This window comes from Acinetobacter sp. YH12252 (assembly GCF_013417365.1).
GTDB classification, from domain to species: Bacteria; Pseudomonadota; Gammaproteobacteria; order Pseudomonadales; family Moraxellaceae; genus Acinetobacter; species Acinetobacter towneri.
On sequence record NZ_VPEA01000006.1, the window covers coordinates 174,969 to 192,922 of the forward strand.

Annotated in this window: 10 protein-coding genes and 1 pseudogene; 1 reads left to right on the forward strand and 10 read right to left on the reverse strand. The window is 40.7% G+C overall.

From position 1 onward, the window contains the following. Positions 1 to 18 precede the first annotated feature (18 nt). The 9 genes from FTV28_RS08230 to FTV28_RS08270 form a co-directional block, all read right to left on the reverse strand. Positions 19 to 2,781 (reverse strand): isopeptide-forming domain-containing fimbrial protein, encoded by a 2,763-nt coding sequence (locus FTV28_RS08230; protein WP_179990083.1) that lies wholly within the window; start codon positions 2,779 to 2,781, stop codon positions 19 to 21. Positions 2,782 to 2,810: 29 nt separating this feature from the next. Further along, a complete protein-coding gene (locus FTV28_RS08235) occupies positions 2,811 to 3,308 on the reverse strand; it encodes a hypothetical protein (RefSeq protein ID WP_179990085.1) in 498 nt (165 codons plus the stop codon). A gap of 229 nt (positions 3,309 to 3,537) precedes the next feature. Then, positions 3,538 to 7,602, reverse strand: coding sequence for an S-layer family protein (locus FTV28_RS08240; protein WP_179990087.1), 4,065 nt, complete (start codon positions 7,600 to 7,602; stop codon positions 3,538 to 3,540). After that, positions 7,589 to 10,234: an isopeptide-forming domain-containing fimbrial protein gene (locus tag FTV28_RS08245; protein ID WP_179990089.1), complete on the reverse strand. Its 2,646-nt coding sequence runs from the start codon at positions 10,232 to 10,234 to the stop codon at positions 7,589 to 7,591. The genes FTV28_RS08240 and FTV28_RS08245 overlap by 14 nt, the downstream gene beginning before the upstream one ends. Positions 10,235 to 10,253: 19 nt before the next feature. Continuing rightward, complete coding sequence (locus FTV28_RS08250; RefSeq protein WP_179990103.1) at positions 10,254 to 12,929, reverse strand: DUF11 domain-containing protein; 2,676 nt, start codon at positions 12,927 to 12,929, stop codon at positions 10,254 to 10,256. A 376-nt stretch (positions 12,930 to 13,305) separates the two neighbouring features. Further along, positions 13,306 to 14,247, reverse strand: coding sequence for a hydrolase or metal-binding protein (locus tag FTV28_RS08255; RefSeq protein WP_179990091.1), 942 nt, complete (start codon positions 14,245 to 14,247; stop codon positions 13,306 to 13,308). 183 nt (positions 14,248 to 14,430) lie between these two features. Then, positions 14,431 to 15,471, reverse strand: coding sequence for a YqaJ viral recombinase family protein (locus FTV28_RS08260; RefSeq protein WP_179990093.1), 1,041 nt, complete (start codon positions 15,469 to 15,471; stop codon positions 14,431 to 14,433). A gap of 154 nt (positions 15,472 to 15,625) precedes the next feature. Further along, complete coding sequence (locus FTV28_RS08265) at positions 15,626 to 16,669, reverse strand: DUF932 domain-containing protein (protein WP_179990095.1); 1,044 nt, start codon at positions 16,667 to 16,669, stop codon at positions 15,626 to 15,628. A 52-nt stretch (positions 16,670 to 16,721) separates the two neighbouring features. Then, on the reverse strand, positions 16,722 to 17,009 hold the full coding sequence (locus tag FTV28_RS08270; RefSeq protein ID WP_016654406.1) for a hypothetical protein: 288 nt from the start codon (positions 17,007 to 17,009) through the stop codon (positions 16,722 to 16,724). Between the two features lie 225 nt (positions 17,010 to 17,234). Here FTV28_RS08270 and FTV28_RS08275 point away from each other — a divergent pair, with 225 nt between their 5' ends. After that, positions 17,235 to 17,720, forward strand: a complete 486-nt coding sequence (locus tag FTV28_RS08275) for a hypothetical protein (protein ID WP_034681928.1) — start codon at positions 17,235 to 17,237, stop codon at positions 17,718 to 17,720. A 116-nt stretch (positions 17,721 to 17,836) separates the two neighbouring features. Here the strand turns inward: FTV28_RS08275 and FTV28_RS08280 are convergent. Continuing rightward, positions 17,837 to 17,954: pseudogene (locus tag FTV28_RS08280) on the reverse strand (IS982 family transposase); the annotation flags it as partial.

The window sequence follows — 17,954 nt, forward strand, 5'->3', positions numbered from 1 at the left end:
CATTAATGTTAATAAGTATTACTCATCAACTTTGATTACGAACTCTAATGAAGAAGTAGCATTCGGTGCCAAACTAGACTGAGTTGCTGAAACTGTACCTGTTGCACCATCAGCAGAAATACCACCAAGTGTTGCGTTGGTTGCTTTTGGAGATTCAGTCCCTGATGTTGTAACTGCTTTCAATGTAGTATATGACGGCGTATTATCACTAATCACAACATTTGTTACTGTTGCATTACCTTCATTCGTTGCCACAATACGATAACGTACACACTCACCTGGTTTTGCACTTACTGTTGCCTGTGTATAAGTTCCAGTTCCATTAATTGCTGTACCATCTGCACAGTTAGCAAGATACTGATCTTTCACCAAACGTACCTGACCTGCAGTGACTGTGGTCAAGTCAGTGTTTGTAAGTACTGGATGATTCTGCCCATTATACTGAACTGGTGAGAACGTCAATACCACTGGATTTTGCGTACCCACAGTTGCATTGACTGGTGCCTGAACCTTAACGAGTAAGTTGACTGTAGCACCCTTGGCAATACCAGCATTATTAAGGAATGTAAGAGCAGTTCCTGTGACTAGCGTATCATTCGCATCGATCAAGCCATCATTGTTGTTGTCAATATACAAACTGGCTGCCCAGTCAGTATTTGAACTAGTTAAAGTAAATGGTATACCCTCTGCGGTTGCACCTTCAACCAAGTTACTATTGTTGGTTAAAGTGTGTTTATAAACAACTGTACCCCCTGGTGCAACCTGACCAATACGATCCTGGTTTAGAACCAGTTTACGGTCTGCCTGAACGGTCACTCTATTCGATAAGGTATCGGTTAAATTGGTTGATGCCGATCTCACAGTAAAGTTCGCATCTACACCACCTGCTGTTGCACCTGCTGGTGGCGTTACAACAACAACCAGTTTAGTATTACCACCCTGGATAATATTGCCAGTATTGGTAATTGGTGAACCCGTTGGTGTCCAGTTATTTGGATTTGTCTCTAAAGGATTCGCCACTAGATAGAACTTCACATCCCAACCTGCTGGCAGGTTATGCGATAAATTGAAGTTATCGCTTACTGAACCGAGGTTATCTACACTTAATGGGAATGTTACCGAGTTACCTGGTAGAACTGATGCTTCATTCGCATATTGATTGGCATCCTTACCTGTCCCGACAGTAGCACCGACTGTACCAGTAGCATTATCTTGATTAGTGTTATTACCGTTATGTAAGTCCACAGTTGCAGGGGTGACTCTGGTAATAACCAAATCCAAAGTATCGGCAGTCTGAGCTGGATTTGACTTTGGTTTTACCAATAAAGTTGCTGTAAGGTTTGGATTTGCTTCATTTGCTGCATTTGCATAGGATGCAGGCAAGTTGATTTTTGCAATCAGCTCATACTTTCTACCTACAGCAATGGTACCTGTTGAAACAAATGGTGTTACACCATCTGCCTGATATAGAGTAATCACACTACCTGAAGGCAAAGTACCATTACTGGTTGAAACCATAAACTCATCGGCGTAATTACCTGTGTTATGGATTACGATCTTTTCAGTTGCTGCTGTACCAAAGACAGCAACATTGCCCTGAAGTAGATTAGCAATGGTAATTTGGTTATCTAAAGGAGCAGGACCAGGGGTTGGACTATCGGCATAGTTATTGCTATCACTATCGTTGATGGTACCTTTGAAAATTTTTGCGATTTCCAGTTGGTGCGTGTTAGATGGTTGAGGTGACGATGCCGTGCCTGCACCATCTACATCAGAATATGCAGTGTTTTCAATTACGCTTACAGGCGCATTTAGCGGCACACGTACTTTAAAAGTCAATATACCTGAGCTGCCTGGTGCCAAAGATGCAACCGTTAAGCTGACCTTGCCTTTACCATCATTACTTCCTGGGTTGGTCTCAATAAATTGATAGCCATCCGTATCCGCATTATCAGTTTGATTATTACCATACAACTTTGCTGAACCTGCAACGTATTCTAAACCAGCAGGTATTGTATCCTCAATGGTAAAATTCGATGCTGCACTATTCCCTGTATTGGTATAATTCAAGGTATAGGTCACTTCACGATCAGCATCAGTAGCTTTGGTTGCATCAATCAAGCTGACACTGGCCGATTTCCTCAAGCTAATGACAGCACCATTGATAATGGTCACGGTATCGGTATTTCTGGCAATGAGTGCTCCACCAGTCACAACATTAGTCAGATCACTTTTCGCAGTTAACGTCCATTGACCCTCTGCACCTACGGCTGCCGATGCATTGGTAACACCCTCAACAATCAAGTTAACCGACTGACCTGCCGCCAGGGTTATTGTACCCGTTGCAGCACCAATGAGAATTGGTGCCCCATCAGGTGTACCATCATTATTGGTATCCCGATAGACTTTAAGGCCACTAAAGTCATAGTCATCACCAGCAGCACCATTAGCAATATTCGCCACGCTTAAAGTAATGGTATCGCTACTATTACCATTGTTGGTTAAGGTATGTGATAAAGAGACCAAGGCGTTCGGGTTGGCAGTTGCGGTACGGTTTGCAACCAACGTGATACTTCCAACAGCTGAAACTGTGGTGGTTACAATGTTTGAGTTTACAGACTTACTTGCACCAGTACTATCGGTATAGGTTGCAGATGCAACGTTACTGATATTTGTACCTGCTGCTGGTGCAGCGGCATGTGCAGATGAAACAAAAGCAGCGCTACCAGCAACCAATGCAATGGAAGCCGCTAGCTGTGTGAGTTGTAGACGATTTGACACTATTTTACCCCTTATACGTAAAATGCCAATTAATTACTTGTTTTTTCACTGTTTACGCGTGTTTGAGCAGAAACCGTCACAGACTTTCCAGCAGGAAGTTCCGCAATGGTCCAACGCAATGCACGATAATCTTTCAGTGGTACATTCACCATTTGATTACCCTCTTTGCGTTTTAAAGGCATTGGGGCGAAATGTGTACCGTCGGTACTTGCTTCAGCATTTTCTGGCTGAGACTTCGCCAAAAATTGAGTTTCTACAGGTATTGGTAAAGTCGCGGCCAGATTCTTGATTTTCCCAGTGGTATTATTGGTATACGTTGCCCGATACTCAATCACATCATTGGGTTTTACCTTGGTCACCAGCTTTGAGGTTGGTTTCCCATCAGTGCCTGCACTGATCAGGAAAGTTTTGAGTTCTACTGAAACGGGCTCTTTTGTCGTTTTAGGCTCAGCGAATACACTTCCAGCCAAAACAAGAACCGCAGTACCAAGCAAACATTTCTTGTACATATTGTTCAAATACGCCATTCAATTATTCCTAGTCTTCTCTTTTATTTTTGAACAGTACATTTGCCATCCAAAAAAACGTTAACCATTTTTTACAAAAGTATATCAACAATCAACAAATTTGTTTGATTTACTTCACACTTTTACAAAAAATATTGTATTACTTTCAGCCAAAGCAAATTCCATACCATCTTTCCTCACCGAAGCCCTTTGCACGTTTTTCAACCTACCGATCTGTGATAGGTTCTGTTTACTGACTAACACAAAATCTTAAAGTTCCTGTGGCTGATGGTTTTAGCAAACCTGTTAAAGTCCATTCAAGAACTTCTCCAGAACGTGTTGCATTACAAGTATTTCCACTTGGTGTTAGGCCGCAACTTAGACTGCCAAAATTAGTACCAGTTGGTAAACTATCTTTTACTTTGACATTCTGTAGGTTCTTCACACTATTATTTTTATAGGTGATCTCATACTCTAAATTCTGTTGTTTTGTGGCTTGGTTATTTACTAAAAAGCCTAATGAATCAGACGGAGTTGATGAACAACTGCTTACTGCACGTACTTTTTTTGTCAATGTCAGGCCTGCACTGCCAATTAGTGTCACATCCTGACGCTGTTGGGTTTTTTGATCTGTTAGACTTAATGAACTTACTGCATAGGTTGCCTGTAATGTGCCAATATGCTGCGCTCCAGCAAATACATTGCTTGGTGCAAATACACGTTGTACAAGGCAAATATCAACACTTGGCTGTAATAGAACAGTACTTGCAGCAGTTGGGTTAAATACAACTTCACCCATATCTACCTTACCATTACAGTCACTATCCCGATAAACCAATGCCTGCCAAGGTTGATCATTGCTTGAGTTTGATTGGGTTTGTTCCAACTTTGTTACCCAAACAGGGGCCTGGGTACTTAAACGGTGGGGATAATCAGTCACTTCACCTGCGGTAATAGTATGTTGTCCATCTTCAGTTAAAAGTACATTGAGTTTAACATCAGCAAAGTTATTGTTTGGATAGCTGGTCGCACTTGTTTTTGCTACCTCTATACTATCGGCACTGACAGAAATATATTCAGGTAAATTCTGCTGAACGATACAAAAAGATGATGGTAATAAATTCTGATTAACACTAAAGCTATATTCACCATTAGCATTCGTCTTCATTGTAGCTACTTGTGCTGAGTTACAGTCATTCAGAACAATTAAACTATTCGCAATTCCAAGCTCACCATTATCTTGGATACCATTGTAAGCATTAGTAATGTTATTTGTTGTACCGCTATTATCATTAAACACTTTGCCAGAGATTATAACTTGAGTCACTCTACTATTAGTGTAAACACAAAGTACATTTGTATCATTCCCATTTATTGTGAGTGAATTACCTACTAATCCAGTTGTCCCAGAACAAGCTAATGATGAATTATAATCCGTAGGATTACCCACTATAAAATTCTCAACAATTGTTCCGACCTCTCCAGCATAAACTGTCACAACAGTACTTGTTGCTGTGTCATTTCCAGAAGTTGTTACAACCGAAGATACAGAAGCATTATTAATAAACCCTGCACTATTAACCGTCACAGAATCCGCAATCTTAGCATTCGTCCATGTCTTTCTTAAGGTAAGTGTTGCACTCTTACGAATGTTGGTATAGGTACATACCACTGAGCTATCTGAAGCATTGACTGTCAGTTGCGAACCACTTAAGGCCGTTGTATTCCCTGTACATGCTAAGCCAGCTGTATAGTTTCCTGCACCTGTTGTGATCGTTTCTGACAGTGTAATCACATCACCTGCATAAACAGTTTGTGCTGTGCCTGCATCTGTTTCATTTGCGGTATCCGCTGTTGAGCTTAAGCTAGTTAAGCCTGTCGCACTAACTGTCGCTGCATCATTGAGTTTGGCATTCGTCCATGTCTTTCTTAGTGTCAACGTTGCACTCTTACGGGTGTTGGTATAGGTACATGTTATTAATTTAGATTCATCACCAGCACCAACAGTTAAAGAGTTGCTACTCTGACCATTTGTACCAGAAAGACTATTTGCCGTTGCCCCGCCTCCTGCACTACAAGACAATACCGTATTATAATTATTGATATTTCCTGTAGTCATTGTTTCTGCAGGCAAAGTAACTGTTTCTCCCGCATATACAGTCACACTAGAACCATTCACATTGGTTGGAGCTGTACTCGTTAATGCACTGGTATTATTCGTCAAACCAGTTGTTGCTGCAATCTGAGCAACATTACCACTTATACTATTGGCTCCCCAAGCTTTTGAAATTCGGAAAGTTGCACTCTTACGATTATTGGTAAATGTACAAACAATATTTGCACCCGCCACAATATTTGCAGCAGGGATCGTCAATTGACCGGATGACAATGTACCAAATGCTGTTGCAGGATTTCCCGAGTTCGCTGCATTACTATCAATACAACTGGCAGAACTTAAATTATAGTTGGCAGGAATGGTCTCGCTTATCAAAACTGCATTATTTAAATTTGAACTATAGAGAGAGTTGCTAGATGTAACTGCACTTCCACTGGCTGTAGTAGTCACCGTATCCGTTGTTACACTATTACCACTGCTATCTTGTAAATTGGTCAGTCCCGTAAAATCAAAAGAACCAAATCCATTATTAGAGATTTTTGCAATTCGAATACGCGCTCGAATACTATCCGTATCTGTTGCACTATTATTGGTTGATACAGAATCTGTTGTATTTGCTGGTGCTGTTACAGTCGCCGTATTACTAACAGAAGTTAGTGTACTTGTATTTGCAACCGTAGCTGTAATTTTTAACTCATAAAACTCACCATTTGCCAAAGTCGGTAAAGTATAGCCTGAACCCGACTCGATCGCGGTGATGGTTGGTGTTGTACCAGAAGTACATTTATTACTTGCAATTGTGTTACATGCAATCGCTGTTTTAGTTAAGCTCGCTACCGCAGCATCTTTTAAAATCGCACCTACAGCAGCATCAGGACCATTATTTGTTACACGCACAATATAATCAGTTGATGTGCCACCAACAGCAAGACTGGTATTATTTGTTTTAGTAATCGCTAAATCTGAGTCCGGGTTAACAATACTAATATATGCAGGAAAACCTGCTGTTAAGGCATTTTGTAAATTTGCATCAGTACAAGCCCCTCCATTGAATGACATACCAACCGCACCATATTGACCTGGTGCATGCTCACCACTACTCACATTATTTTGGTTAACCATACGATAAACCAATTCATAATAACCACCACTCAAACCTGTCGTTGTGACAACATAAGCATTGGCACTATCATAAGAATCTCGCGGACTTTGAACTACTGTTCGGGTACTATCCGTTGATTTCTTTAACGTTATATAAGCACCATCATCAATCATTGCACCGCTCGTGCCCACACAAAGGGAAACACTGGTGGTTGAAGCTGGGATATAAACATAACTTGAAAACTGCCATGCACGACGGTTATTTACAAAATTACTGCCTTGACCTAAAACTAATGATTTATACGCATAGGTACTAATATTCGGTACAACTTGGCTCACCGTTGGATTTGTAGTACCGCTAGTAAAATAAGTATCGTTATTATTACTTGTTGCGGCACTATTCAAATATTGCCCTGTAGGATTGACCTGATCTTTTGGCCAAGCTGACAATAAAGGATCATATTCTTCCGAGGCAGAACCTAACAAACAAGAAGATGATTTTGTATTACAATTTGCCGTGGTACTCGTCCGCCCAACCCAAAATGCGCCATATTGTGAAGCTGTTGTTTCAGCACCAATCGCACCCCAAGCATTGTGCAACATTTCCCCTGCACCACTACCTGGGTTATATTGATTACTATTTACACTCACTGCTATTTGCTGTGCTGTTCCAACAGATGCAGCAAGGCTTACATTATAGGTAATGCTTAAAGTAAAGGTTCCCGCATTCGCTACAGAACCTATACTACACGTATAAGGTCCAGATCCGCTCCCAGAACAAGATCCCACAGATGAGGTCACCGAAGCAATTGTTACACCTGTAGATAAACTTGCGTTTACTGTTGCAACAGTATTTGTTGAATTATCAGGTCCTTTGTTCTGAACTGTAATGACTTGTGTTCCTGATCCACCACGTACAATCGGTGATTGTGTTGTACCCGTAACTTCAAAACGAGCTGTAGCAGGTGTTGAATCAAATGTAACAGCAAAAATACTCTGGTTAATCAGACAAGTCGCTATGAGTACCCATAAAGCAACACAATATCGCATACTGAACTCGTATATTTTTTTATGTATATTTTGATTATTGTCCAACATAGCGTACCCCAAAATTAAATTCATAACTTTGATTTGCAGCCACACTATTTAGTGTTCCTGAAACCGTACCAGCATTACCAACTGTGGGAGCCGTCATACCACTACATGATGTGCAGATAGGCGATTGAGATAAAACTGTATAGGCTGGCGTCATATCTCTAAAAGTAAATGCAGTACTCAAAGCAGTAGCACTTGTATTGGTTAAAATCACCTTATACAAAACACACTGACCTTGTCCATTTGCTTGTTTACCGATATTTAGACTATTTGTGGTATAGGACTCATCAGCTGTGCCATTACAATCAAAGTCACGTGCCTGCAATTTTGTCAGGGTTAATTGTGACTGCTTGACTGTAGTCACGTCAGTAATAGAGGCAAAAACCTGATTGCTACTATCCGTTAAACTCACAATCGTTGTATTCGTCTGATTGAGATTGTTATTTGCAACATTCGTGACCTGTAGTAGCAGTTGAATTTGCTCATGAGCTGCCACTTTGCCACCTGGTAAGTCCGCTAATGTACGAATATTTAAATCCCCACTGCTGAACTTGCCATCCCCATCGATATCCAGAAATAGTACACTGTTAAAGCTAGACTCACTATTGTTGATGATAAAACCATAGCTCCCCGTAAAGTCTGTAGCAGCAGGGTTAGTCAGTAAATGACGATAGACCACTGTGCCCAATGGTGCAACCTGAGCATGTAAATCTGGTGTAAATTCCAATTGGGGTACGGAATTGACACTTTCAATCGTTACAGCATTTTTAATCATGTCCTGAGCAGGGTTATCCGTACCAACAAAGCTGGTTGAGATCACACGGAAATAAATTGGTACAGTCACGTCTTTATTGACTTTATCCACTTCAACAACCGCACAGACCAGTTGGGTTTCCGCATTATTTAAATAAATCGTCTTACCAATTTCATTACCCAACCCACTACAGTTTGTACCATTTGTGGATGCATAAAAACGCACACGGTTTACGCCTGCGGGTAAAGTCAGGCTAGAAAAATCACTGCTGGCATTTGCACTGAGCAAATACTCTGTTCCAACACCTGTATGTTTCACTGTTAATGGAAAAATTACCTGTCCGCCAGTCACAGCATTATCACTGGATTTTACTGTTATGGTTTTCCATGCAGCGCCACTATTATCAACCGCACCATTACCCAGCCCCGTATTATCAGCATTGGTTAAATCCACCAATTGTGAAACAGGAGTTAAAGTGCCCTGATCCTTAATCGTGCTGGTTTTACCACCATCACCCACAGACTGTGCTTGTGGTGTAACTTCAAAAACTGTATTTGTGGTTACCGTATAACTACTTGGGAAACGAACTTTTACCACAACAGGGATATTGGTATTGGCTGCCAATAATCCCGTATCAGGAATACCATCACCATTACTGTCTAATAATGGTGTCACACCATCCGCACGATACAACTCAATTTGACTACCTGCTGGAAATGTACTGTTAGTTAAAGTGAGGTTAAAACGATCTGTGGTATTCCCTATATTCCAGACATAGTTGGTAAATTTAAGTTCATCACCCTGGGGAACCGCACTGGCCGTAATGATATTGGTATTATCACTGACGTTGCTTGCACTACCATTCATTTTGACAGCATAGACTGGAGCAACATTTACAACTGCTGTATTACTTGTGTCTGTCGTTGGCCCTGTTACATTAATGACGTTCTCAATTTTCCCTGCAATGCTTTTATTAATTTTTACATTAAATTCGATATAGCCAATCGTATTCGCTGGAATATTGGTTAGGGTTGCGGTAACAACATTCGAGGTGACACTATAATTAATTCCTGTTGGATCGGCTGTTCCCCCCACTGCATCATATACAGTTACGCCATTCCATTTACCAGTATTTACTTCATAGGTTAAATTGCTTCCTAACGTGTCAGTCAAGGTTGCCGTTGGTACAATTGTGTTTGTTGGATTTTGATAATCCAGACGTATGGTGACCACATCACCATTTGCAGCAGTGATTTGAGAGAATTTTTTACGCACCACCAGAGTTGACTGGTCAGTTACAGTTGCCTTGTCAACATTGCTATTTGTTCCACTCGCGCCATTCGCAGATGTCACCATCAAAGTTAAATTTGCAACTTTTCCTGTGGTAATCGCATTCGGTATGCTTGCTGCAACAATTAGTCCAACGGACTGACCTGCACCCAATGTATAACCTGTAATCGCTGATCCATCGGGAATACCATCATTATTGGCATCCAGATAAACCATCAGGCTACTATTCACAAAATCAAAATCATCACCAGTGGGATTATTGCTTACAGCGAAAGTATATTGATCTGTCTCATTACTGGTGTTGGTTAAGATATGGTTAAAATAAACTGTCTGTCCCGCCACTACTGTTTTGTTATTGGCTGCCACCAAATTTAATGAGTACACAGGCAAAATCGTAGTTTGGACAAGATTTGAACGCGCCACCTGTACAACCGTTGAGCCCTCTTCGCTATATTCACCAACTGCCATGTTACTGATGATCGAGTTGGTTGCAGCCCAGGCCGATTGCTGGACCATCAACACGCACAGCAAGGTCAAGACCCAATTAAACAGTTTTGGGCGGTTATTATTTAGTGTATTGATCATCTTCATGCTCTAATATCCGCTCTATTTATGGGCTTACCCAAATAGAAAAGTACATGGAAGCCTGACCTTGTGGTGTAAGCGATCCCACACTGCCTGCAATTTGATCGTTATTTACAGCGATTGTGCCTTGACTAATAGATGGTGGTAAACCACTACGTAATTGGCTGTAAGCAGGCACAATATCATTAATCACAATATTACTAGCTGGGGTGGCGCCCTCATTTTTAATGGTTAAACGATAGCTCACACATTGATTTGGTTTTACTTGAAGTGGTGTGCTTCCGTAGGTTGCACTGCTTACCGTAGCTAAAGTTAAGGCACAGTTTTCATCTTTCGCCTGCTCTTTGGTCAAACGTAACTGGGTTGGATCTACCGTGGTCAAGTCAGTGTTTTGTAAATCATCCAAGGTCAGCCCCTGAATGGTATTGTTTGCTTTCACCACAATATTCGCCACACTAGACATACCATTGGTTGCCGTTGTTGGTGCCTGGACTTTTAAGAGAAGTTGAATTGAAGCTTGCGGCGCTAAACCACCTGTAATGATGGATAAATCATTAATCATTGGATCAGTCGCATCAATCACGCCATTATTATTGGCATCATGATACAAAGTATAAGTAAAGGTATCATTTGGGTTTTGCGGAATAACACTAAACGTGATCTGGCCTACTGCATTCCCCTCAACCACAGTTCCTGTATTCTTTAAGGTATGTAGATAGACAACTGTGCCACCAATATTGACCCGACCCTGCCGATCATTTGCCAGTGTCATTTGTCTCTGGATAATATCAACTTGGTCCTTAATACTATCCGCCTGTGCATTCATTGGGGATTTTATCGCAAACCAAATAGGAAGATTAGCCAAGTCTGTATTAGTGGGAACAGTGACAACAGCACAATATTTATTGGTTGCACCCGCTGCTACATTGCCAGTACTGCTGATTACATTTCCTAGGCTTTGGCAATCATCACTCGTATCATAGAATTTCACTATCCACTGGGCAGGAAAACTGGTACTGATATTATTGACATCAATTTCAGCAGCCGAAGCATATAAATTATAGCTATTCATTACCGTACTCTTATTCTCTACAACCAAAGGAAATACGGCTGTTCCACCCCTAACTGCTGATTTATTTACCCATGCCTGTCCACCAGGTGATGTAACAGCACCTATACCAGTTCCTGAACTATCATTATTATACAAGTCACTAGAACCTGCGGTATTGGTATTGTTTAATCGATTACGAGTACTATTGGTAATTGCTGTATCTGTAACTGAAGTTGCCTTAACATCAAAATCTAGTATTTCATTAGTCGCTGTAACACAATTTGCAGGGAAATAAACACCAAACACAATTTTTTTCGATGCGCCTGCTGCCATCGAACCTGTATCAATAATACCGTCAGCATTACTATCTGTCAGTAAAGTACGCCCATCGGACTGGTATAAGCGTGTGACTGCACAACTTGGGACATTTGCACTTTTTGTAATGTTTAAATTATAGCTGTCTGTCGCCTGTCCTGTATTCCAAACATAATTATCAAACTGGATTTCTTTGGCTGCACCAGTAAATGTGTTTGATTTGGTGAGCAAGTCATTCGTTCCTCCATCAGTATTTCCAACAGAAGAGTTATTCAGTATCACCCCTAAGGTTTGCTGAACTGTAAAAATAACGGTATTGGTTGATGTCTCTTTTAACAAGATAGTTGTATTATTTTTATACTGTTTATAGTTCGCAGTGTTATTGATTTTTTCCGCTGCATTCGGATTAACTTTTACCTTAAAACTTAAAGTTCCTTTACTGAGCGCAGGAATACTTGCGATATCAAACTCAACCAGTCCATTGGCATATATATATTTAACCGCCTGATTCACCCCTGTCTCCGTATCATCTGCTTCGGTGAGTGGTGTCTCCGAACCATTACCCCAAATCGCGCTATTACTTAGATAAGTCACATCATTGGGTAAACTGTCCTGCAGCTGCAAATGACCTGCTGCTGTTCCTGTATTGCTATAGGTAAATGTATAGGTAATTTCTGTGCCAGTTTTACCTGTGCTGATATTCTGGGCTTTGGTCACCTGAATAACTGCATCATCCACCACCTTTGCAACATCTGAGACAGTGGCAGATAAAATATTACCCAGATCATGTTGACTGGTTGAAGTTAAAGTAAAGTTTGCAACATTACCTGCGCTAATGTTGTAGACTGGAATGCTTCCCACCACAACCACAGCAACGGACTCACCTGCTTCTAAATTCAGAATTGCAGTATTGAGTAAATTATTATTGTCATCAGGCTCACCATTTTGATCCCGATCCGCATAAACTGCGATATTTTCTAGATCAAACTGGTCATTTGTAAGTTGATTCAGTGTAATTTTATAGCTATCAGCAATATTTCCCGTATTGGTGAGTACATGAGGAAAATTGAGTTTACTGCCAATAGTTCCGATATTCTGCTGATTGCTTTGCAGGCTCAATGAGTAAATAGGCTGAACTGTGAGGATAACGGGATTGGAGTTGATGACTTGCAAGTTGCCTTGCTCATCATAAAAGTCACCACTCGCTATGTTAGTAATGCTACTTCCCGCCTTGGGTTGAGCAAAAACCACAGGGCTATAAGTAAAAATAAATAAACTAAGACAGCAGGCAAAAGAAACTCGTGAAATAACACTTCCCTTGAATCGACTTACCATATCCAATAACCCACTAAAATCATAAAAATAAATTCTTGTTGATGATTTTTTAACCAGAATACTACAGAAAGCCAACTTTTCATACAAAAATGTAGCAAGTCTATTGGTTTTTATCAAAAAAACCAACCAACACTCACTTAATTTTAAATCAGAGACCAAAAACACACTATTTATTATTAAATTTCGATTTTAAGTTAAAATTTAGAAGAATCCTATCACAATAAAAGCAAATATTTTATCTCTTTCAACACAGAAAATGACCTAGACGAATACTGTCAGTTTGAAGCATAAAACAAACATTCACTGCATAAAAATGTCATATGATCAAGATTCTCGATTAAATTGGGAGCCAAAGCTCCCTTTCTACTTATTTGTACTAATTCACTGCCCTCACACTCCCCTGCAACCCTCTCTGCATATCCTGCACAAAACCCTCACCCTGATTCGGCTGAGACTTCGTCTTAGTTCGAGCTATTGTTACAGTCTGTGTTTGTCCAACGTCTTCATTTTCCGATTCATTCGTATAAAACTCCTCCACCAAATCCAAGCCTTCCTCCCCATTCACCTCAAACTGTGCATTGCTATAACCCTGCAGAGCCATCTGATCTAAAGCATTTTGGTTAAACCCAGCCACCTTGCTTTGTTGATCAATTTCTTTCGCTGTTTGAATCGCTTCTTGTAAATGAATCCCATCTCTTAGTGTCAGGTCCACGTAATACACAGGCGTACGATAGCTTTGCGTGGTGGACTTACCTCTTAGGGTCAGTTGTAACGGTAGACATGACAGCAAACCATTCGATGCTGCATGGTAATAATTTAGCCGTGCTGCCAAAGTGCGGATACTGTTAAAACCTGTGGTTCTAAAAATGAATGTACCGAGTTCATCACTTTCATCCAAATTGACATGTAAACGCCCATAGGGCTTGCAGTTTCCTCCTTGTGCTAATGAGCATAAGTCTGGTGAAGGGCATGGTTGCTGCTCAACACCTTGATTGGTTAAACGCTGACAAGTTTGACCATCACCAACACAAATAGGTCGCCCAGTCTGTCGATCAAACAAGGTGTACTCTGCTCGTAAATTCAGATCAGGATCATTGAAGATCATCCGTACTGGAATGGTACGGAGTTTTTGATTCGGTGCTTTACTGCGTAATTGCTCATCAAGCGGATGCTTAATCCACCCCTCCTTGCTTTGGATTTGACTGGTAATGGTAAATTGGTCGTCCTTTTCAGGCAGTCGTTTACCGTTCTTTTCAACAACTTTACCAATACTGATACGTCCAAGGATCGGTGGTGTGATTGCTAAACCTTTAATCATGATAATTTTCCTCTAAATAAAATTTTACTGTTGACCCTTTGTTATGTAAGCAAATACAAAACCGTTTAAAGATCAGATGAAATGCAAAGACCGCCATTATTAGTCCACCGCTCCTTCGGGAGTCGGTGGATCGGGGTGGTTTTTTGCACTTTTTGGAAGATTAGAAATATCGATGTTATGGATTCAGTCATCGGTATATATCTGAAAACGTCGCGTCCCTGCTTTACTTTGTGGAAACTGCTCAAGCATTTCAGGATGAAGTTTTAGTAAGGCTTTGCTATCCAAACTGATTGAATCTTTGGATTTCTTCCACGTCACCGAACCATTGGCAAAGGTTGCTCGTTCAGCATCCTTCATCAACATCTGGATTTGATGCTTAATTTCATCAAAGTTATTTTGATGCTGCTCAATGTCATGCTTTTCTTGAATCAGTTGAGCAAACAATTGATTGGCTTGTTCGTTATGACTCAAGTCTTCAACAGTTAATGGAATATGTTGCGGATAGAGCTGCTGTATAGCTTTGGCTGCCGACTCACTGGCATCCACATCAGGTGGTATATCTTTTTCCACACAATCCCATAAGTAACGTTCTGCATTGATGATATGCTGGATCACAGATTCGGAGCGCGTCACTTTGAAGATTTTGGTTTCATGACCACAGATCAGCACACAAACATGTGCTGCGCGTTTGCCTGTCACTGCCAATTGATGTTGTACCTGACACAAGACATATAAAGGCACACCCTCTCGCCAAAGTTTTGCACCGTACTCTCCTGCTGTTTTGCATTCCAGAATTTGAACTTCATCACTACCCACAACGGAGTAATCCAGATTAGCCAGCATAAAATGCTTATCAGGATCAGGATGCTGAAGCACTGCATTGATTCTGCGTACCTTGTTATTGGTGTGCATGCTGTAGTACTCAGCCACCAATGGTTCTAGCTGCTTCCCCCAATAGAGAGGAGCGACACCTGAACTTTCATCCTCAATCGATTGTTTGACTCGTCCTGTCTTGACCATCCAAAGTTCCAATATCGACATATAAGGATTAAGCCCACAGGCTGCTGCACAATCGCTACTGCCTATGCCTTGGCGACGGACTTCAAGCCATTCAGATTGAGTCATGTTTTTGGTATTGACCAAGCGTTTTGCTGTAAACAATTTTGGGGCAATAAAGGGTTTGCTCGCTTGTTGAATGGATGGGTTAAATATTGCTGTATTCATATTGGATTCCTCATTTTTATATGGGTGATGGCAAATAAAGGGCATAAAAAAACCACACCCGAAGATGTGGTTTAATTATTTTTAAAATGTAAATCTATCTTTAGAATCGAAAGGATAGGTCTAACTTTCCATTGCAAAAACTTAACCTTCTACGCTATGACACCATGCGTAAAGCCTGTTCTAGTCCACGTTGCTTGATCGCTGCTCCTGCACCAAACCAAGCTGAATCGAGTCGATGATCTGTACTCATGGCACGACGCTCGTGATCGATAAACTCCGTAATCGAACAGAGTAATCCGTAAGCGGTATCCTTAGACGATGAAAGTGTTGCACCACGCCCCTGACCATTAAACATCTCCATTGCTTTAGTCATCGCCTTGGCATTTGGCTCAGCTTTTTCCTTGGCATTTGCCTGTGCTGCCTGAGTTGCAACATCACGGTAGAACTGAATAATATTTTCTTCCTGATCTGCAATACTCATTGTGGTGTTATTAAATACAGCATCAAAGTAGGCTGCGGCTTCAGACTGGGTGACTTTACGCTGACTGAGCTGCTTCATTTCATACATGTGTTCATCCCATGCACGAACTGAAATACCCAATTGCTGTTTGACCTTATCTGCATCAAACTTGGTGCTATGCGGAACTTTCACTACACTTGCATTACTGTTCTGACCACGTAAAGCAATCGCCAAGGTGTTGTTGCAGACAACACGAATGGAAGTGAATTGTGCCGTAGTTGCCAAGGTGCCATCACAAGCGGTTGCCAACAGAATGTAGCCATTACTGACATCCTTGCCTTTAAGTGCAGTAGATTGGCCTGTACGTGCCAGCGCCCAGAATTTCTTGCCACCTTTAAGCACGCCTGCGGTTTCCAATTCAAAGCCTGATTGTTCAGTTAGATCACGATAGAACTCTAAGATCTCACGAGGTTGGACTTCTTGAAAACGTTGACTGACCACTGACAAGGGTGCATGAGTATCAGAACGATACAGTACACGCTGGTCTGCATACGGCATGATGATGCTTTGTCCACGTTCATTCTGTGCCATATAACTGACATTAGATGACTCGATACGCCAGTCCATGCCTGCCTGCTGTGCCCAGACCTCAATCGGTTGGTTTTGACTTAGTTGATTCCCTAGCCCATGCCAAGGGGTTTCACCGACATAAGCCATTTGTTCAAGTTGATGTGCCATAGTTTTATTCCTTTTAATTTGAAATTTGATTCTGTGTTAATACCAACGATCTTTAGTGCAGAAGATGCGTTGGAAATTTTTGGTAACAGTTATGGCAGAAGCACAAACTTTGCTGCGGAGGTGTGCTTTGTTCTGTAAAAGAGTTAAACAAACCACCGAGTACAGTTCCTGCAATTCCTCCAACGATGGGAGGCAAATTCAAAGACTTCGCAACGGTTGTACCTAAGGCCCCTAAAGCTGCGGGTGATGCAAGATTTGATAATGTTGAATTTGCTTGTTGCGCATTCGCTTCAACAATCATGATGTCGGTTGAATGACAAAAGGGACAATTCAAGCTCATGACTTGACTCCTAAATTTTGGGCATAAAAAAGCCTGCACGATGGCAGGCTTGATATTCATTTTTCATGTGTACTCTAAAGAGCTTCATGATTCTCATTAGGATGTTATATATCTGAAATAATTTAGAATAAGATAATTATCAGATAATTTTTATATGTCTAATTTATAATAAAAGACATTATCAGATAATTACTTCATCGCAATCAATTGGGAATTCTTAAGCTCATGACCAACATTCGTATTACTGACTTCTGTGATAAATATGGCTATACCCAAGCACAAATTACATACGCAAAGAAAACAGGGATGCTAATACCAATAAAAAGAGGAATTATTGATGAAGAGCTTTCTCTTCAGGCACTTAAAAATACTAAACCGATCAAAGCTCCAATAGAGTTAGGTCAGGATGCAATTATTTCTAATTTGCAAAATGAAATTAAAGCACTCAAGGAACAACTACAAAGCACACTAGATCTTAAAAATCATTATGAGGCTGAACTAAATAAACTGGGGATATTCCCAGCACAGGTGGCTAAAGTTCCATTCCACCCTGAAGCCTCTATGAAAAAATTAAGTAATCATCCCGTTATGTCTCAAGAGTGGATGAAAGATCAAATGCAACAAATACCTGAATCTGAAAGAATATTTAAATCACGTAAGATACCGATTCCTCAAGAGGCATTTACTTCTAGCCTTCCAAATAAAAAATAATAGTTTTTGATTCAATCATAATGCCCAATTGTATTGGGCATTTACCACAAATAGCATATCTACCTTTGATTTTACTTGTTTTTTTAATATTGCTTGATTGACTAACTTAACCCCAGTTACGGATAAGCCAAAGATTTAATCACATGAATTTTAGGCTTATTCTTTTGGCAAAGTTGATACGCACATAGTGAAGAAAATACGCCTGCTAAAAAACCAGCAATCGAACGATGTTTA